The following is an 18,017-nucleotide window of genomic DNA, read 5'->3' on the forward strand; positions in this document are numbered from 1 at the left end:
GTAATGGCTGGAAGTCCGATGCGCAAGGTCGCGCTGCGCAATCTCGCGGCGCACAAGGTGCGGCTCGCGCTGACCCTCTTGTCGGTGGTGCTCGGCACCGCGTTCATCGCGGGTTCGTTCGTGTTCACCGACACCCTGCAGAGCACATTCGACGGAATCTTCGCCAACGAGGCGAAGGGCGTCGACGTTCGGGTCAGCCCGAAAGAACGTCAGGCGCAAGGCGTTCCGAACAATGTGGTGGACGAGCTGGGGAAATATCCCGGCGTCCGCACGGTCGCGCCGAGCGTGAACGGACCGGTGGTGCTGCTCGATCCGACCGGAAAGAAGGCCGTGCAGACCGGCGGGGCGCCGACGTTCGGCAAGTCGTACCTGCCGCCGGAGAAGGCCGTCGCGGAGCCGGAGAAGTTCCTGCAAGGCGTCCCGCCCGCCCGGCCCGGCGAGATCGCGCTCAACACCGGCGGGGCCGACCGGGCCGGACTGAAGATCGGTGACCGCACCAAGATCCTCATCCCCTCCCAGGCCGATCCGATCGACGTGACCCTCACCGGCATCTACGAGGTTCCCTCCGACACGGGTGGGTTCATCGGCGTGCTGTTCGACGACACGCAGGCGCGCAAGCTGTTCACCGACGGCCTGCACGTCGCCTACGTCGACCTGGCGGCCACCGGCATTCCCGGCGACGAGTTGCGCGACAACCTCGCCAAGGCACTGCCCGGCTACAAAGTGCAGAACAGCGATCAGGTGCGTGCCGACCTGAAGAAGGAAATCTCCAACGCGCTCAACTTCATCAACTACTTCCTGCTCGCCTTCGGCGCGATCGCGCTGATCGTCGGCACGTTCATCATCTACAACACGTTCTCGATGATCGTCGCGCAACGCCTGCGGGAGCTCGCGCTGCTGCGCGCGGTCGGCGCGAGCAGGCAGCAGGTCGGCACGTCGGTGGTGGCGGAGGCGTTCGTCATCGGGTTGATCGGCAGCGTGGTCGGCCTCGCGGGCGGCGTCGCCCTGGCGTTCGGATTGTCGGCGGTGCTCAACGCCTTCGATCTCGGCTTGCCGACCGGATCGATGGCGGTGCGGCCGCGCACCGTCGTGGTCGGGCTGCTGGTCGGCCTCGCGGTGACGATGGTCAGCGCCTACGCGCCCGCGCGCCGCGCCTCGCGCATCCCGCCCGTGCAGGCCATGCGCGAGGAATTCGCGTCCATCGGGGAGTCGCTGCGCCTGCGCACGATCTTCGGCGCGGTGCTCGCGGTGCTCGGCGCGGTCCTCGTCGTGCTGGGCGCGCAGCGCACCGGTGGCACGGCGGCCGCCACGGTCGGCGTCGGCGCGCTCGGGTTGATCTTCGCGGTGCTGCTGGCCGCGCCCGCGTTGTCGCGACCGCTGGTCGGCGGCCTCGGCGTGCTGGTGCGCCCGTTCGGGCCGATCGGTCGCATGGCGCGCAACAACGCGTCGCGCAATCCGCGCCGCACCGCCGCGACGGCCTTCGCGCTCACGCTGGGTCTGATGCTCGTCTCGGCGATCGGCATGCTGGGCGCTTCGGCGAAGGAGAGCGTCGGCGTGCTGGTCGACAAGGGCGTGCGGGCCGACTACGTGCTGGCGGGCCCGCAATTGCTCGGGGTGCCGTTCGGTGCCGCCGACGCCGCCCGGACGAAGGTGCCGAACGTGGCGCAGGTGGTCGGAATGCGGGGGGCCGCGTTCAAGCTCGGCGGCGATCAGGTGTTCGCGTCCTCACCGGACGGTCCGCTGACCGGTGTGCTGAACTACGAGATCGTGCGCGGCAGCGACACTCTCGGCGCCAGGGACGTGCTCGTGTCCGAGGACGAAGCGAACGACCGCGGCTGGAAAGTCGGCGAAGAGGTGACCCCGACCAGCGTCGACGGCAAGAAGGTCCCGCTCACCGTCACCGGTGTGTACAAGAAGAACCCGCTGCTCGGCCCGATGGTGGTGTCGCAGACGGTCTACGACGAGGTAGTCCCGCTCAACTTCCGGACCAACTTCCTCGTGCTGATCAAGGCGCAACCGGGCGCGAATACCAGCGCGATGCGCGCCGACCTGGAGAAGGCCACCGAGCAATTCGTCGTGGTGCAGGTGCAGGACCGCGAGGAATTCAAGGGAGCGCAAGGCAAGCAGATCAACACCCTGCTGGCCATCCTCTACGGCCTGCTCGCCTTGGCGGTGGTGATCGCGATCCTTGGCATCGTCAATACTTTGGCGCTGTCGGTGGTGGAGCGCCGCCGGGAGATCGGCATGCTGCGCGCGGTCGGTATGCAGCGCGCCCAGGTGCGCCGCACGATCTATCTGGAGTCGATGCTGATCGCGGTGTTCGGCGCGGTCGTCGGCATGGTGCTCGGCCTGGGACTCGGCGTCGGATTCCTGCGCACGCTAAGGGATTTGGGGCTCGACCAGATCGCCATCCCGTGGAGCCAGTTGGTCCTGGTCCTGGTCAGCTCGGCGGTCGTCGGAGTACTGGCCGCGCTGTGGCCTGCGGTGCGGGCGGCGCGCACGCCGCCACTGGCCGCGATCGCCGATCTCTGACAGGTCCGTGCGGCGCACAATCATTGTGCGCCGCACGGACTGCGGCAAGTTCTCACGTCAGCTTTTGCGGACTCAGGCTCGACGGGTGGACCCGTCGAGCCGAACGGCATCGGTGAACGTGTCCCACTGACCTGGAGTCAACCCCTCGGCCTCGAGGATCTGACGCAGAGTTTCGCGGCTGATATCGGCGATTCCGTTTCGTGATCTTCTGCAACCGCCGCCCCTTCTCTGGGGTCATCGCTATCTCTCAACCAAGATACGGACTCGTGCGCTGTTCGGCGTGGTGTTGCAACCGGAGCCGGACAGTCTCGTGTATGGGCAGCGTCTCGAGTTCGTCGAGTCGTAGGAACTCGACAGAGGTCGATTCATCGGATACGGAGATTTCCCCACCGGTCACCCTGCCGAAGTAGACCACTGCGAACTCTTGCCGGACCTCTCCGTCCGCGTGTTCGATCACGTGCTCAGGGTCGGTGTATATACCGAGCAAACCAGTGATCTCTATGTCCAGCCCGGTCTCTTCGCGGGTCTCCCGAACCGCGCAATCCTCAAGAGTCTCGCCTACTTCCATGATTCCGCCGGGTAGAGACCAGTTACCCGAGTCGCCACGGCGTTGCATCAGCACGCGCCCGTTCTCGTCGGTCACCAACGCTGAAGCCCCCGGCTTCAGTGAGTTCGGCCGTGGTGCGTTCGGATCTCGGTAGTAGTCACGCCGTGAGCCCATTGGCGAATCCTTGCGTCGTTGAGTACGGGGTGATGGTGCCCCAGATCTGTTCGAACTGGTCGGCGAACGACTCGAATATCCCGTGCTGCGACAACCGGCGCAGGTACAGCGCCGTGTGCTGGTAGCCACGGGCACGGAACAGGTACGGCGTCACGATCATTTCGGAGTCGAACCGGAACACAGAGTTATACAGATGCGTCGTGTGAAGTCCCACGGTGCAACCAGGGGTGTCTGCAAGCGGTCCCAGCATGGACAGCGCGTTGCGTATCCGGCCGCGGAGAGTCCCTCCCATCTGCTCCAGCGCGTCGCGCTCCAAGACGTGAGCGCAATCCGGATCGGCGAAGCCTAGCCGGACCTCGCATCCCGAGCGGCACTTGGCAGCGATGATCTCGGCTGCCCTCGGCAGCAGTTCGAACACGAACGGGTACGCATACCCGATGATGTCGATCCGCTCAGTGGCCCTGTTCAGCAGCGAAGTCCATAGATCGTTCGGGATGTCTGCCCGGTGGGCGAATGCGCTGATGACCTCTGCGGTAGCCGGTGCACCGGATTGCAGGTCCGGCCGGGCCACAGGCCATAGGGTCTCTTCGGTCTCCTGGAGAGCTTCGGCTATCTGAATCCTGGTCCGGCGGTGCGGTACCCGACCGGCGAGCCACCGGTTCACGGTCTTCACGTCCACGCTTGCGATTGCCGCCAGCGCTGCGGAGTCGAGTCCTGCCCTCAGCATCGCGGACTCGAGTCGAGATGTCATACGGCCATCTTCCCAAAGGTCCCGCTGAGACACACGGGACGTTTTAAATGTCCGGCAAAACGTCCTCAGCGAAGTTCTGGCGTCCCTTGTGCATCCATACCTTTTTGAGACAGCGCTCAGCATCGGTCGATTCGGTCCCCGGTGCGGGGCGGACGAAGCCCGCCCGAAGCCGGTGAACCTCAGGGGGTCCCGTGTGAATAGAGACCTGACCCAACGTGTCCCAGGGGGCTCTGACGTCCCAGAGGGACGGCGGTACGAACCTCCCCCACTTCTGACGCTCTGGCTGTATGCGGAGGCTATGGCGGACTGGGCCTACAGGACGTCCCCGGGTGCGGGTGAACCAGCATCCCCGTACCCGGGAGACAACCAACGGAGCTGGGGGGAGTGCGAATGACTTCTAACCAACCGCACGGGTGCAACCCGGGTTGTGAGCCGTGGATCAGCGCCGGACACTGCGGCGTTTTCGGGTACGACAATCGGACCGGCGAACTGATCTGGGTGAAGTGCCCTTCCATGATGTGTTTCGGTCAGCGCGTCCCTGTCGTCTCCGGACGGCTGGCGGACCACAGTTCCCCGATGGATGCCCCGGACGGCGAGAAGTGCCCATGGATCGGGATTCGCGTCGCCCTGGAGCATCGGCTGTTGGAGCAGTTGCAGGGGGAGGGATGACCGCGAAGCCGAACCAGACGTACAAGACGACGGCCCCGGACGGCCGAGCATCGGCCGAGTGGAAGTTGGTCGGGAAGACCGCTCATATCGTCCACCTGAAGGGGGACAGCGGCCCGGTGTCGTTCGTGCCGTGGCCCGATCTGACGGAGGCCCGCGAGCGGTACCCGCGTCTCGCGTCGCTCTGGGACGCGCTGAGACACGACTACTGGGCCGAGATGCTGAACATGGGACACCTTCCGGGAGAAGGGGAGGGACGGTGACTGTCAACGTCGGTACACAGCGCAGCGTGGCGGAGGGTTGGCTCGCGAGCTGGAGGGTTCGCGATGGCGTGATCCGTGTCGAATGGATCGCTCCGCCCGGGGGAAGCCTGGTGAACCTGAAAATGATGACTCTGGGCGAAGCCCTGGACGAGCACATGCCCCGGGCTCTGTGGCAACGGATCATGCTGGATTGGGAGGACATCCGGCCGGACGCTCGAAGGTGGTGAAAACCAGCCTTTGACCAGGGGAAATGCAAGCCGCCTCGGGTGGGTCGGCTTTTCTCATGCTTAGGTCGATAAGTTGCGTTAAGCGGGTGGCGTTCCGGTGGCCTGCGGAATGGACCTGCGCGGCACCGCCGGAGCCCTTCACGGTCGCCGAAGCCCATGTCGCCATGCAGTGGCATCGCGAACACGGGTGTGCCCGCAAAACGCGCCGCCTGGGGTGTGCTGGTGGCCGCAGGGTGGGCCCTCTGCGGCCACATTCGCCCACCGGTTGAGGCAAGCGCGGATCGCGCGTGGAACGGCTGGAGCCGGTGGCCGCACCAGGTCGTCAGCCATGCGTCCGGCGTGCTCGGCGGCGCGGTCGATGGGTAGCGAAAATCGCGAGATCGCCTGTCTTGCAAGCAAACTCGAATTGGCGACAGGCGGCTGTATACCCCGTCACATCTTGCTGAAGTTGTCCGTTCGGTAGTGCTAGTTTAAACGGAGGTTACCACTCCACTTAATTCTCGGTAAACGGCCTGATTCAACGGGGAAGGAGGCCGCGCGATGGTCGCTGTGGACTTCGGGGGTCCGGGCGCCGGGCTCGAGCTCGCGTCGGGCGGAGTCGTCGAACGGGTGCGCGCGGCCGTGCGCGGTCGCGGGGGCGAGGCGGTCGGGCAGCTTCTTCTCATCACCGTGCTCTACCTCGGCTATCGCGCGGGCCGTCTGATCACCGCCGACGACACGGGGCGTGCCCTGGTCAACGCGCACCGCCTGCTCGGACTCGAAGACCGGCTCGGCCTGCTGGACGAGCAGACGGTGCAGTCGTTGTTCCTGAACCGCGAGTTCCTCGCGGTTCCGGCCAACTTCTACTACGCCAGCGCGCATTTCACCTTGGCCGTCGGAGTCCTGCTGTGGCTGTGGACGTTCCGGCCGGAGCACTATCGCTGGACCAGGAACCTCATGGTGGCGCTGACGGGAGCCGCGCTCGCGGTGCACATCCTGATCCCGCTCGCGCCGCCGCGCATGCTGCCCGACCAGGGTTTCGTCGATCTGGCCGTGCGATACGGCCAATCCGTCTACGGCGCGGCGGATTCCGACGGTCTGTCCAATCAGTTCGCGGCCATGCCCTCGCTGCACGTCGGTTGGGCGTTGCTGCTCGGTGTTGCCGTCGTCGCCGCGACTCGCACACCGTGGCGCTGGCTCGCTTTGGCCCATCCGGCGCTGACCACGCTCGTGGTGGTGGGCACCGCCAATCACTACTGGCTGGACACCATTGTCGCTGTTATGTTGCTCGCGGTGGCCGCCGTACTGCATCCCCTCGTGGTGCCCGCGGCGGCCACGGCGTGGGGCGTGATGGGTCCCGTTCCGTCGAAACCCGTGCTGACCAGCTCCTGACAGTCCATCACGCACCCGGCGGCGCTGACCGGAAAAGCGCTCCGGCGCGCGTACGATCGCAGAGCCGTCCTGTTCGCCCATCCGGACAAGGAGTTGCCATGGAACCGATGACTATCGCGGATCTGCTGTCTTCGCTTGCCATCCAGGTGTTCGCCCTGTTGGGCGGATTCCCCGGGGGTTACCCCGGCTGATCCGTTGCCGCTGCTTCCGCGCCGCTCTTCATCGCGGCGAGTGTCTCCCGCATGAGCGCGGGCATGGTCCGGCCGACAAGGGCCGATACCAGTGGTCGCAACGGGGCCGCGGTGGGCTGGAACGAATAGGTCCAGGTCACCGCGGTCCGGCCGCCTTGATCGCGGAACGCGAAAGCCGCGACCGCGTGATCGACCGTAGCGCTGCCGCGGCTCGGTGAATCCCCACACCATGTCGCGGAACGCGGCCGGGAACGGGACGGTGTTGTCTATTTCTCGCCGGAACCCTGATGCCGCGATTCCTACCGTCGATGCAATGGAAAGCGAACGGATCCCGGATGCCGGGAATGCTGAGTTGCGGACGCCAGGCGTGTGGTTCATGGCACTGGCGGCTGCGCTCGGGACGGCGAGTGTCTACCTACTGCAACCGGCCGTCGCGGAGGTTGCCGGTTCACTGCACGCCTCTACGGCGGCGACCGGCACCGCTTTGGCGTGCGGGCCGGTCGGCTATCTGGTGGGGTTGGTTCTGCTGGTGCCGCTGGTCGACCGGTTCGCGCCACGGGCCGTGGTGGCGGCCCAGTTCGTTGCGCTGGCGGTTGCCTCCGCCGCTGGTGCGGTAGCGGGATCGCCTTGGGCCCTTGGATTCGTCATGGGCCTGGTCGGGGCGGGGTCGGCGGTCGGGGCCCAGCTGAGTTCGGTGGCGGGGCGTTTCGCGCAGCGTCGTCGGCGGGCCACGGTTTTGGGTATCGTGACCGCGGGCATATCTGCCGGAATCCTCGCCGGGCGCATCATCGGCGGCTGGCTCGCCGACGTGATCGGCTGGCGAGCAATGCTTTTCGTATTCGCTGCGCCGTGTGTCGTGGTCGCGGCGGTGTCCTTGTCCACCCTGCCGACCGCGTGGGGTCGCACGTATGCCGGATATCTGGATACGGTGCGCGGAATTCCCGGGCTCTTCGCCCGCTTCGCCGCACTGCGCCGGGCGGCGGCACGGGGAGCGCTGTGGTTCTTCGCGTTCTGTGCGATCTGGGCAGGTCTCGCGGTGGCGTTGTCGCAGCCTCCGTACTCATATTCACCCGAACGGATCGGCCTGTACGCCTGCGCCGGACTCGCCGGTGTCCTCGCGACCCGGATCGCCGGCGGATGGACCGACCGGGTCGGCCCGCGAAACGTGATCCTGGTGGGGCTCGCGCTCGCCCTTGTCGCGACGGTTGTCCTGGGCGTTGCCCTCTCGAACACTGTGGTGACCCTGGCCTGCCTCGGGCTCTTCGATGCCGGACTGTTCGCGGCCCAGGTGGCCAACCAGAGCACGGTCCTGGCCATCGACCCGTCCGCGCCTGCTCGCTTCAACAGTGCCTACATGTCTGTGTACTTCGTCGGGGGCAGCCTGGGAACCGCATTCGGCGCGGCCGCCGTCGGCTGGTTCGGCTGGCCCGGTCTGGTCGCCCTCGCCGCGGTCGCCACGGCCGCGGCGGGCGGGGTCACCCTGGCCGACCGGCCGCGGCGGCACGCGGGCACGCAGCCTGCCCGATGAGCGCCCTACGGTGCGAGTTCGCTGCCACCCGGCTCCTGGGATCCCCCTGCCTCCAGGGTCCGGCGCATGACAGCCGACGCCTGTTCGACGAACTCGGCTATCGGCACAGTGAGAGCCTCGGGCAGGACATCGGTGTGCCACACGACCAGGGTCCCGCCGTCCTTGCCGGGCAGCGCCTGCATCGAGGCGTGGTGATGGGAGGAATGCAGACTGCCTCCGACGATGGAGTACGCGATACGCCGGCTCACCGGGTCGAGGTCGATGAGCCGTTCCACGACCACGGTGCCGTTGGCGAAGGTGACGGTACGGGTGTCCGCGTCGAGCCGTGCGTCGGTGACGAGACCCGGGCCGAGCCGCTCGTGCACCGCGCCGAAATCGCTGACAGCGTCCCATACCTGCTCTGGCGTGGCGTGGATGTCGAATTCTTTGTGAACGGATGCCATGGGGTCCTCCTGGTCGGCCGCGGTGATTCGGTTGCCGTCTCAGCATTCCCGCCGGCCCACCCGCTGGTCTTGAAGATCCTTGCGCGGCGTTTTTCGTCGTACCCTCGGCGTACGGTCCGCAGGTGCTGTCCACGACAACCGTTGCCGCCCGGCCCGAGTTCACCGTGACCACGGTGACCTGCCGCTCCGACCACACCCACTTCTCGGCCCCGGAGGTCCGCGACGACCATCGCCTCGTGCTCGTGCGCCGTGGCCGGTTCCAGCGACAGTCCGACGGCGACCGGGCCGACCTGGACCCGACAGTCGGCTACCTGGGCGTACCGGGCGAAGAGGAACGGTTCGCCCATCCCGTCGGCGGCGACGTCTGCACCGTGGTGACCGTCGCGCCCGGCCGCTGGGAAGGGGCCGTCGATCCGCGCGCGGTGTACCTCGATGCCCGTATCGATCTCGCGCACCACCGTGTTCTCGCTGCCGTCCGAGGCGGCGACATCGACTACGCGTTGACCGAGGAGCTTGTCCGGCTCGTCGCACTCGCCGCCGGATGGCCGATCCCTCGATCGCGGCCGACCGACCGGGCGCTGGTTACCGCGGCCCGCGAGGCGATCATCGACGACGCACCGGAATCGGTGGGCCTGCAATCTCTGGCCGCATCGCTGAAGGTCTCGCCGTACCGGCTGAGCCGGGTGTTCTCGCAGCACATGGGGCTGTCGCTGACCCGCTACCGCAACCGAGTACGGGTCGGCCGGACCATCGACCGGCTCACCGACGGGGAAACCGGCCTCGCCGACCTCGCCGCGCACCTCGGTTTCGCCGACCAGGCACACCTGACCCGCACCGTCCGCGAACACCTCGGCCACACCCCCACGGCGCTGCGCCGTCTACTCACCGAAACCACTCAACCGAGCCGCTGAGATCGGGCGCGGAATCAGCCTGCGCCGCTGCGCTTTCCCAGGCCTCGCGCTTCCAGCCCGGGCGACGGTAGCCCTCGCGCCTGGCCGCCACGGTCGGTGGTGTTCTCGGCGCCGATTCGGGGCTACCGTGGCGGACTTGGTTCGGTCGCGCCGAATCGGGCCAGGTAGTGCCACACCTTCTCGAGGTCTTGTGGGTCGTAACGACGGATCCAGCACCAAGTCGTCGCGCGTGGCAGACCCGGCGGGATTCGCGTCAGTGCTGGGCGGCGTTGGCGTGGGCCCAGGACTGGACGTCGCCGCGGTCGAGGGCCAGTGCCAAGAGTTCCGGGAACTTGTCGGGGGTGCAGGCGAAGGCCGGGATGCCCAGTGCGGCGAGGGCTGCGGCGTTGTCGTGGTCGAAGGCGGGGGCGCCGTCGTCGGAGAGGGCGAGCAGCACGACGACCTGTACGCCGGAATCCTGTAGCGAGCGGACGCGGCGCAGCATCTCGTCGCGGATGCCGCCCTCGTAGAGGTCGGAGATCAGGACGAACAACGTATCGGCCGGGCGGGTGACCAGGGACTGGCAGTAGGCGAGGGCCCGGTTGATGTCGGTGCCGCCGCCGAGTTGCGTGCCGAACAGCACCTCCACCGGGTCGTCGAGTTTGTCGGTGAGGTCGACGATCTCGGTGTCGAAGACCACCAGCGAGGTGCGCAGCGACCGCATCGAGGCGAGCACCGCGCCGAACACCGACGCGTACACGACGCTGGCGGCCATCGAACCGGACTGGTCGATGGCCAGCACCACGTCCCGCCGGACCGCCTGGGCCTTACGGCCGTAGCCGACCAGGCGTTCGGGCACCACGGTGCGATGCTCGGGCAGGTAGGTGGCTAGGTTCTTGCGAATGGTGCGGTCCCAGTCGATATCCCGCAATTTCGGCCGGGTGACCCGGGCGGCGCGGTTCAGCGCACCGGACACCGCGGCGACGGTCTGCGCCGCGATGCGCTGCTCGATCTCCCGCACCACCTTCTCCACCACCATGCGCGCGGTGGCCTTGGTGGTCTCGGGCATCACCCGGTTCAAGCTCAGCAGGGTGCCGACCAGGTGCACGTCCGGTTCCATCGCCTCGAGCAGTTCCGGCTCCAGCAGCAATTGGGTGAGATCGAGCCGCTCCACGGCGTCGCGTTGCATGACCTCGACAACGGAGGCCGGGAAGTAGCTGCGGATATCGCCGAGCCAGCGGGCCACGCGCGGCGCCGAGCCCTGCAAACCACCGGTGCGCTTGCCGGGCGAGGTCTCCTCATCGGTGTTGTACAGCGCCGACAGCGCCCGGTCCATCGCCGCGTCGGCGCCGGAGCCCAGCCCGCCCAGTCCTTCCTCCGCGGCCGCGCCGAGCACCAATCGCCAACGCCGAGACTGTGCTTCGTCGGTCACGGCTTGTCCTCCTCGGTACGGGCGAGAGCGCCGGTGCGGCCTCGCCCCGCTGCCTTGTCACTCATACTGCGTCCGGTTCCGGCATCAGTGGGCCTGTGTGGTCGTGGTGCGTTGCTGCTTTCGGGTCCGGCCGCTGATGCTGTGTGGGTTTTCGGCAGGGGCCGTGATCCTGCGTGATTGCGCTGTGCTTCCGCTGCGGAGCCTCGTGCTGTGCCCGATTTCGGCATCAGTGGAGTTCTGCGCGTGGTGCGTTGCCGCTTTCGGGTCCGGCCGCTCATGCTGTGCCGGTTTTCGGCATCAGCGGGGCGCTGCGTGGTCATGGTGCTCTGTCGTTTCCGGCCGCACCGCTCACGCGGTGTCCGATTGCGGCGTGAGCGGGGCCCGGTGTGGTTACGCTCCGGGTCCGACCGCTCATACCGTAACCCCCAGGATCTCCGCCGCGGTGCGCACCGCGGTCGTGGCTCGATCGGCGTCGATGCCCGCGACGGCCGCCGCCGGTGATACCGCTCCGCCGTCGCGGACCGCCTGCCCGATCGCGCGGCGTTCACCCGATTCGAACGCGCCGAAGGTACGGCGCAGCAGCGGCAGCGTCTCGACGAACGTGTCGTCGCCGAGTCCGCGCAGCCAGTCGTCGATGAGCCGCAACAACTCCCGATCGTGCACCAGAAGCAGGCCGCGACCGCCGAGGAATCCGTCTATCCACGCCGCCTTGGCCGCGGCGGTGGCGCCCACCGAGAGGGCGGCGGACAGTCTGCGCGCGGATTCGGCGTCATCGATGCGACCCGCGTCGGCGAGCAAACGGACCGCACGACCGACCAGCGCGCCGTGTACGTCGTCGCGGTCGGCGACCCGGCGCAATGCGGCGAGCCACTCACCGGTGGCCCAGCCGTCGTCCCTGGTGTGGATGGCGGTGTGCGCCGCGTCCAGCAGACCGCGCAGATCGGTGGCGGCGTCGGTGTCCAATCCGGTGACCGCCGCGGGCAGGCCGGCGCAGATACGCACCAGCAACCCGTCGGCCACGTGGGCCAGCGCTTTGGTGTCGGTGCCGCGCACGTCGCCGTAACGCAGTGTGCGGATCAGGCCGGGCAGCGCGGCCAGCAGGTGGGTGACGTCGTGGTCGAGCGCCGCGGTGGATTCCAGCCGGGCGATCAATCCGTCGGTGGCGCCGCCCAGGTCGGCCAGCAGCGCGACTTCCAGCGCGGCGGTCAATTCGCCGACCGAGCGGTCGGCGCGGCTGGCGGTGTCGAGAATCTTCGCCTCCGCCGCGGTGCGGATGGTGGTGCCCCAGCGAGAGGCCTCGATGATGGAGATCGCGTACTCGGGCTGCCATCGCAGCGTCCAGGTTTCCCGGAAGGTGCCCGTGCTGCGCACGTCGCTGGTGGTGAGCGTGCCCCACTCGATGTCGAGCACCCGCAGCCGGTGTAGCAGGCGCGACCGCCGCACCTCGCGATCCTTACGCAGATCCAGGTCGACGGTGCGGATCGAGGGCTCCTGCTTCATCCGCAGCGATCGGATGGTGGCGCGCAGGTCCGCGTCCAGCGGCACGGTCGGCGTCTGCTCCGGAACGGCCCCGAGCGCCTCGCCGACGACGAGTTCGCCGATCACCAACCGCAGCATCGTCTCGTCGCCGCCGCACAGCACCGACCGGGTGGCCTCGGTCACCTCCGACAGACCGGGGAGCGGGCGACCGCGCAGCGCGGCGAGGGTGTCGGCGAGCCGGACGGCCTCGATGACGTGGGCGCTGGAGACGGGCAGATCGTGGGCGCGCAGCACACCGGCGACCTTGGTCAGCCAGCGGGCGATCGGCCGCTCGGTGGCGGTGAACAGGTGGTGGTACCAGCCCGGCGAGGTGACGCCCGCGCCGTAGCCGGAGGTCGTGGACAGCCGCGAATGCGTCCACGGCACCCAGGTGAGCCTGGTTTTGATCTTCGGAAGGCCCTTGAGCATCCGTGCGTCCGGCGCGGCGGGACCGAGCGCGCCTGCGAGCGCGGGCGCGTGCCACGCCCCGCACACCACCGCCAGCCGCATCGCACCGTCTTTGAGGGCCTTGCGCATCGTCTGGCGCATATAAGCCTCGCGCCGGAGGGTGTGGGCGTCGACCACGAGTGGTTCGGGCGGTGGTTCCGGCACGAGGGTCGATTCGGCTACTGCCTCCGCGACCGAATCCAACTCCGACGTGGAGTCCATTCGATCGCGTCCCGATTCGGCGGTCGGTCGGTCATCAGCCGGTTCGGTGCCCGCAGGCCCCTGGCGCGCCTGGCCGTCTTGCGCGGCCGACGTCGGGTCGCCATGCGTGGCGTCGCGCTCGGCGCCTTCCCGCAGCGCGCCCATCGCCTCGGTGATCGCGTCGAACGCCTCTGCGTCCGGCACGGTTTCGACGACGGCGTCCCACCAGCGTTCGGCGTCGTCGTAGCCGCCCGCTGCGGCGAGCGCGGCGAGCGGATCGAACCGGTCGCCGGGCTCGTCCTCGGTCGCGAGCGTGACGCTCGCGGGCAGATCGCAGAACCGGACGGGCACCGCGTTGTCCGCGCCGTACCGCAGCGCCTGCCACTCGGGGGAGAACACCGCGTACGGCCAGAACGCGGCCGTGGCGGGGGCGTCGGGCACGTACGCCAGCAGCGCGACCGGAGGGGCCATCCCTTCGGCGGCGACGAAGCCCACCAGCGGATCGGCGTCCGCGGGCCCCTCGATGAGGATCATGTCGGGCCGGAAGTCCGCCAGGGCCATCCGCAGCGAGCGCGCCGAGCCGGGACCATGGTGGCGGATGCCGAATACCCTGGTCACAGGGGCGGTTTCGACACCGGAGGTCACCCGGTGACCTCGCGGCAGGCGCGGTAGAAATCCGCCCAATCCGGTCGCTCGCGGACCACGGCCTCCAAGTACTCCGTCCACACCACCGCGTCGGCCACCGGGTCCTTGATCACCGACCCGAGTACCGCGCCCGCGATGTCGGAGGCGCGCAGCACGCCGTCGCCGAAGTGCGCCGAGAGCGCGATTCCGTTGGTGATCACCGAGATCGCCTCGGCCGTGGACAGTGTTCCGGACGGCGACTTGAGCTTGGTGCGGCCGTCGGCCGTACTGCCGGAGCGCAGCTCGCGGAAGACCCGCACCACCCGCCGCACCTCTTCGGCCGCCGCGGGCACGGTCGGCAGTTCCAGCGCGGAGCCGAGCTGCTCGACCCGCCTGCTGACGATGGCGACCTCCTCGTCCTCGCTCGCGGGCAGCGGCAGCACGACTGTGTTGAACCGGCGGCGCAACGCGGAGGACAACTCGTTCACCCCGCGGTCGCGATCGTTGGCGGTGGCGATCACGTTGAAGCCCTTCGCGGCCTGCACCTCCGTGCGCAGTTCGGGCACCGGCAGCGTCTTCTCGGACAAGACGGTGATCAGCGCGTCCTGCACGTCCGACGGGATGCGGGTGAGCTCTTCTATGCGGGCGATGGAGCCCGTCCGCATGGCCGTGAGCACCGGCGACGGCACCAGCGCCGCATCGCTCGGTCCCTCGGCGAGCAACCGCGCGTAGTTCCAGCCGTAGCGGATCGCCTCCTCGGCGGTGCCCGAGGTGCCCTGCACCAACAGCGTCGACGCACCGCTGATGGCGGCGGAGAGATGCTCGGACACCCAGGTCTTGGCGGTGCCCGGCACCCCGAGCAGCAGCAGTGCGCGGTCGGTGGCCAGCGTCGCGACCGCGACCTCCATGAGCCTGCGCGGGCCGACGTACTTCGGGGTGATCACGGTGCCGTCGGGCAGGGTGCCGCCGAGCAGGTAGGTGACCACCGCCCAGGGCGACAGCCGCCACGACGGCGGGCGGGGCCGGTCGTCGGCGGCGGCGAGGGCGCGCAGCTCGTCGGCGTACTCCTGTTCGGCGTGGGGGCGCAGCAGGTCCGGCGTCGGGTCGGTGGTGGTCATCGCAACTCCTCGAGCATCATCGAGCGGTTGTTGAGGTCATGGGCGAGCTGGTCGAAGGCCCGCTGCCAGGCGGGATCGTCGCATTTGCGGGCCACGGCGGACAGTGTGGCGGCGGCGGCGACGGGGAGGTGGACCGAGGCCGCGGCGAGCAGCGAGCGGTGCGCGTTCGGTGACGCGCCGTGCGTCTCGGGGCGCCGCGCCGCAGCCCGCGCCCGTTCGAACAGCAGCAGCACCACGTGCTGGGCCAGCGCTTCCGGCCACGGATGGCCCATCGCGGGCAGCAGCGCCTCGATCTCCGACAGCCAGGAGCCGTCCAGCCGCACCAGGTGCGCGGTCCGATCCGGCAGCGGTAGCAGCGCGAACAGCTCCCGTCTGCGCAGCATCGCCAGATCGGTGGGCACGCCCGCCTCGAACAATGCCCGAGCCCACGTCGAATCGTGTTGAGCCAGTGCGGCGTCCACCCAGCCGTCGAAGATGGGCTGCCGGAACCGGTCTTCGATCGTGGCGCACACCGCCTGTTGCGGTGTGCCGAGCACACCGGTCCAGTGCGCCAGCGGCGTCGCGGCGACCACCTGCCGGAGCCGGGCCGCGGACACGTCGGGCGCGCCGTTCCAGCGGTAGGCGAATTCGATGGTGCGATCGGTGATCCCGTCGCGCTGCGCGGCGGCGTCGGGCCGGTCGGGCAGCGTGAGAACGACGTTCGTGTGCAGCATTCGGTGCTCGGCGCGGATCCACGCGCTCGCTCGGGCGCGCATCCGCTGCGAGAACGCCGATTCCGGCAGTAGTGCGAGCAGTCCGGCGGCGGTGCGGCGCACGTCCGCGCGCCGGTCGTCCAGCGCCGTTTCCAGCAGGGGCTCGTCGTCCGGGCCGAGCCCGTCGGCGAGCACGGCCAGCAGTTCGGCCTTCAGCGGCCCGGATTCCTTCGGCCACGCCGCGGCGAGCTCCGCCCTGGCCGCACCCGCGTCGCCGCGCCGGAGGTCGGCGAGCCAGTCGCGCCGCTCGGGTGGCCGACCGAACAGCCAAGTGTCCGTGGACCGTTCGACGGGCAGCCGCACCAAGTCGCGCAGATCCGGATGCCGGGCCGCCAGCCAGCTGCCGCGAGTGCCCGCGAGGCGTAGCAGCGGCTCGCGCAAACCGGCATTGATCTTCGCGTGCTCGAGCAGTTGCTCGCACAGCGCGACCGGCGCCCGGTAATCGTGCGGCCGCGCCGCGTCGAACCATTCGGGCAGGAACGCCGAGCGTTCCCGCAGCATGCGTGCCAGGCGCACGGCAGCAGGGCGCGGCAGCGACGGACGGGGATCGTCCGCCGCGGGTTCCGGTGCCGTGGCAGTGGCGGGCACGACCCCGCCCCGAGTGAAAAGGTCTTGTAGCGCGGCTGTTTCGAGCAGTCGCAACGCGGGATCATGGGGCAACCGGTCGGCCGCGCGTGCGATCGCGGGCGCGAGTGCGGCGAGATCCGGGGCGCGGCGCGCGGTGCCGAGCAGCGCGACGGAGGTGAGGTCGGCACTCCCGGTCGGCCCGGCGGGCGGAGTCGCGTCGGGCACGAAGGTCTCCGTAGGTGCCAGATCGATCACCTCCCCCGCGGTGAACACCGAAATCGGCTCCCATCCGTCGGCGCTCCACTCGCCGGCCACCGTCACCGGATGACCGCCCGAGACGGCCAGCAGCGTCCACGGTTGTTCGCCCGGCCGGATCGGCAGCGCGCTGCCGCCGGATTCGGTGAGGTACCAGCCCTCTTCGGTGCGGGTGGGAATCACATCGGCCAGCAGCATCGGCCACGAGCGCAGCCACGGATCGGCGCCGAGCGCGGACGCGTGCGCGGCGAGCGCGGCGGCGATGGTGGCGGGGTGGTTCGCGTCGGCGGGCAACGTGGTGAACGGTTCGACCGTGCCGTGCCGCTCGCCCCACAGCGCGCGCAGCGGCGCGGCGCCCGGGTAGAAATGCAACTCCGCGTCGGCCAGTTGACCCAGCGCGGGAACGTCGGCGGGGAAGCCGGGGGAGCCGAAGGAATGGTCGACCACCAGCGCCCAGCGCCTGCTCTCCCGCCCGTACAGCCAGGTGCGCCGGGTGTAGAGGCGCTCGTCCTCGGTGATCCGCGAGCCGAACACCATCCACCGATCACGCACCGGAGCCTCGGCGCGCACCGCCTCGGCCGGATTGGGGTAGCCGACATGGGTGCGGATGCTGGCGCGCAGCGCGGGCGATACCGCGTCGAGCTGCCGGTGCGCGGCGATCAACAGGTGCATGCGCGCGTACTCGCGCAGCACCACGTCGGGCCAGTCGGTTCTGGTGGCCACGGCGGCCGGAAGCCTGCGCAGAGCGGAGGCGAGGCCGGGGGCCTGCGCGTCGACCATCCTGGCGGCCACGGCCTCGAAGGCGCGATACGAGCGATCGGCCTGCGCGAGCCCGGTGCGTACCTGATCACCGAGCCAGACGTCGAGTTCCTCCAGCCCCGCCGTCACCCGCACCCGGCGCTGTTCGGCGGTCGCCGGATTCGGGGTGCGGGGCCGCTCCGCGGGCGCGGCGGCCCGCGCCGTACGGCCGCCGATCCACGCCGCCGCGTAGTCCGCCGTCTCCGGCGCGACGGCGACCTCGCCCGCGGACCAGCGCAGCAGCAACGACAGCGCGTGTTTACAAGGAAACTTGCGGCTCGGGCAGGAGCACCGGTACGCCGGACCGGACAGGTCGACGATCGTCTGATAGGGCATGGCGCCGCTGCCCTGGCACCGGCCCCACAGCGCCGTGCCGTGCTGCCCGCACTCGCGCCAGCGACCCACCAGCTTGCGGGCCGCCGAGAGCGAATTCGCATCCGGCGCCAACGCCGTGACCTGGGCTTCGGTCCACGGCGTCGTCATCGGCTCGCTCCGGCTCGCTGCTGCCTCATCGCCTTCCTTCATTGCTCGGTTGACCGGATTTCTACCCCAGCGCACCGACAAGTACCGCCGCCGGCGCCGCGCCGCCCTCGGAACCGCTTGTCCCGGTGCCGCATTCGTCTTTCGAACGAATCTTGCGCCGATCGGCGCGCTCTGGCATTCTGTCCTGTTCGGCTCGACCGAGCCACCCGGACCGGGTGTAGACACCATCGAGGCTGCCC

General features: G+C 69.2%; 14 protein-coding genes. 7 read left to right on the forward strand and 7 right to left on the reverse strand.

Annotated elements, in window-relative coordinates; all coding sequences use genetic code 11:
- The first annotated feature begins 3 nt into the window (after window positions 1-3).
- Window positions 4-2,532: an ABC transporter permease gene (locus tag ACFV2O_RS30245; RefSeq protein WP_379254867.1), complete on the forward strand. Its 2,529-nt coding sequence runs from the start codon at window positions 4-6 to the stop codon at window positions 2,530-2,532.
- 247 nt (window positions 2,533-2,779) lie between these two features.
- Here ACFV2O_RS30245 and ACFV2O_RS30250 read toward each other — a convergent pair whose 3' ends face one another.
- Both ACFV2O_RS30250 and ACFV2O_RS30255 read right to left on the reverse strand, forming a co-directional pair.
- Complete coding sequence (locus tag ACFV2O_RS30250; protein WP_379254869.1) at window positions 2,780-3,253, reverse strand: NUDIX domain-containing protein; 474 nt, start codon at window positions 3,251-3,253, stop codon at window positions 2,780-2,782.
- Window positions 3,237-4,004 carry an XRE family transcriptional regulator gene (locus ACFV2O_RS30255; protein WP_379254870.1) on the reverse strand — a complete coding sequence of 256 codons (768 nt, stop codon included), beginning with the start codon at window positions 4,002-4,004 and terminating at the stop codon, window positions 3,237-3,239. The genes ACFV2O_RS30250 and ACFV2O_RS30255 overlap by 17 nt, the downstream gene beginning before the upstream one ends.
- A 390-nt stretch (window positions 4,005-4,394) precedes the next feature.
- Between ACFV2O_RS30255 and ACFV2O_RS30260 the strand changes: the two genes are divergently transcribed.
- The 5 genes from ACFV2O_RS30260 to ACFV2O_RS30280 all read left to right on the forward strand — a co-directional run bounded on the left by ACFV2O_RS30260 (window position 4,395) and on the right by ACFV2O_RS30280 (window position 8,250).
- Window positions 4,395-4,673, forward strand: coding sequence for a hypothetical protein (locus tag ACFV2O_RS30260; RefSeq protein ID WP_379254872.1), 279 nt, complete (start codon window positions 4,395-4,397; stop codon window positions 4,671-4,673).
- Window positions 4,670-4,933 (forward strand): hypothetical protein, encoded by a 264-nt coding sequence (locus ACFV2O_RS30265; protein ID WP_379254874.1) that lies wholly within the window; start codon window positions 4,670-4,672, stop codon window positions 4,931-4,933. The genes ACFV2O_RS30260 and ACFV2O_RS30265 overlap by 4 nt, the downstream gene beginning before the upstream one ends.
- Window positions 4,930-5,160: a hypothetical protein gene (locus tag ACFV2O_RS30270; RefSeq protein WP_379254875.1), complete on the forward strand. Its 231-nt coding sequence runs from the start codon at window positions 4,930-4,932 to the stop codon at window positions 5,158-5,160. The genes ACFV2O_RS30265 and ACFV2O_RS30270 overlap by 4 nt, the downstream gene beginning before the upstream one ends.
- A gap of 540 nt (window positions 5,161-5,700) precedes the next feature.
- Window positions 5,701-6,531 (forward strand): phosphatase PAP2 family protein, encoded by an 831-nt coding sequence (locus tag ACFV2O_RS30275; RefSeq protein WP_379254877.1) that lies wholly within the window; start codon window positions 5,701-5,703, stop codon window positions 6,529-6,531.
- A gap of 504 nt (window positions 6,532-7,035) precedes the next feature.
- On the forward strand, window positions 7,036-8,250 hold the full coding sequence (locus tag ACFV2O_RS30280) for an MFS transporter (protein WP_379254878.1): 1,215 nt from the start codon (window positions 7,036-7,038) through the stop codon (window positions 8,248-8,250).
- Window positions 8,251-8,255: 5 nt separating this feature from the next.
- Here ACFV2O_RS30280 and ACFV2O_RS30285 read toward each other — a convergent pair whose 3' ends face one another.
- Window positions 8,256-8,693: an SRPBCC family protein gene (locus ACFV2O_RS30285; RefSeq protein WP_379254879.1), complete on the reverse strand. Its 438-nt coding sequence runs from the start codon at window positions 8,691-8,693 to the stop codon at window positions 8,256-8,258.
- A gap of 122 nt (window positions 8,694-8,815) precedes the next feature.
- On the opposite strand from ACFV2O_RS30285, the gene ACFV2O_RS30290 reads away from it, so the two are divergent.
- Complete coding sequence (locus ACFV2O_RS30290) at window positions 8,816-9,604, forward strand: helix-turn-helix domain-containing protein (protein WP_379254881.1); 789 nt, start codon at window positions 8,816-8,818, stop codon at window positions 9,602-9,604.
- Window positions 9,605-9,857: 253 nt separating this feature from the next.
- Here the strand turns inward: ACFV2O_RS30290 and ACFV2O_RS30295 are convergent, their stop codons facing one another.
- The 4 genes from ACFV2O_RS30295 to ACFV2O_RS30310 form a co-directional block, all read right to left on the reverse strand.
- Window positions 9,858-11,015 carry a VWA domain-containing protein gene (locus ACFV2O_RS30295; RefSeq protein ID WP_379254883.1) on the reverse strand — a complete coding sequence of 386 codons (1,158 nt, stop codon included), beginning with the start codon at window positions 11,013-11,015 and terminating at the stop codon, window positions 9,858-9,860.
- A 411-nt stretch (window positions 11,016-11,426) separates the two neighbouring features.
- A complete protein-coding gene (locus ACFV2O_RS30300) occupies window positions 11,427-13,844 on the reverse strand; it encodes a DUF5682 family protein (protein ID WP_379254968.1) in 2,418 nt (805 codons plus the stop codon).
- Window positions 13,823-14,923: an AAA family ATPase gene (locus tag ACFV2O_RS30305; protein WP_379254885.1), complete on the reverse strand. Its 1,101-nt coding sequence runs from the start codon at window positions 14,921-14,923 to the stop codon at window positions 13,823-13,825. Before ACFV2O_RS30305 ends, ACFV2O_RS30300 begins: the two co-directional genes overlap by 22 nt.
- Complete coding sequence (locus tag ACFV2O_RS30310) at window positions 14,920-17,778, reverse strand: DUF5691 domain-containing protein (RefSeq protein ID WP_379254887.1); 2,859 nt, start codon at window positions 17,776-17,778, stop codon at window positions 14,920-14,922. Before ACFV2O_RS30310 ends, ACFV2O_RS30305 begins: the two co-directional genes overlap by 4 nt.
- Window positions 17,779-18,017 lie beyond the last annotated feature (239 nt).

It is taken from the genome of Nocardia sp. NPDC059691, from assembly GCF_042733915.1.
Lineage (GTDB): Bacteria > Actinomycetota > Actinomycetes > Mycobacteriales > Mycobacteriaceae > Nocardia > Nocardia sichangensis.

Coding starts and splice junctions, on each gene's coding strand:
- ACFV2O_RS30245 (WP_379254867.1), top strand. CDS start 4: ATGGCTGGAAGTCCGATGCGCAAGGTCGCGCTGCGCAATCTCGCGGCG.
- ACFV2O_RS30250 (WP_379254869.1), bottom strand. CDS start 3,253: ATGGGCTCACGGCGTGACTACTACCGAGATCCGAACGCACCACGGCCG.
- ACFV2O_RS30255 (WP_379254870.1), bottom strand. CDS start 4,004: ATGACATCTCGACTCGAGTCCGCGATGCTGAGGGCAGGACTCGACTCC.
- ACFV2O_RS30260 (WP_379254872.1), top strand. CDS start 4,395: ATGACTTCTAACCAACCGCACGGGTGCAACCCGGGTTGTGAGCCGTGG.
- ACFV2O_RS30265 (WP_379254874.1), top strand. CDS start 4,670: ATGACCGCGAAGCCGAACCAGACGTACAAGACGACGGCCCCGGACGGC.
- ACFV2O_RS30275 (WP_379254877.1), top strand. CDS start 5,701: ATGGTCGCTGTGGACTTCGGGGGTCCGGGCGCCGGGCTCGAGCTCGCG.
- ACFV2O_RS30280 (WP_379254878.1), top strand. CDS start 7,036: ATGGAAAGCGAACGGATCCCGGATGCCGGGAATGCTGAGTTGCGGACG.
- ACFV2O_RS30285 (WP_379254879.1), bottom strand. CDS start 8,693: ATGGCATCCGTTCACAAAGAATTCGACATCCACGCCACGCCAGAGCAG.
- ACFV2O_RS30305 (WP_379254885.1), bottom strand. CDS start 14,923: ATGACCACCACCGACCCGACGCCGGACCTGCTGCGCCCCCACGCCGAA.
- ACFV2O_RS30310 (WP_379254887.1), bottom strand. CDS start 17,778: ATGACGACGCCGTGGACCGAAGCCCAGGTCACGGCGTTGGCGCCGGAT.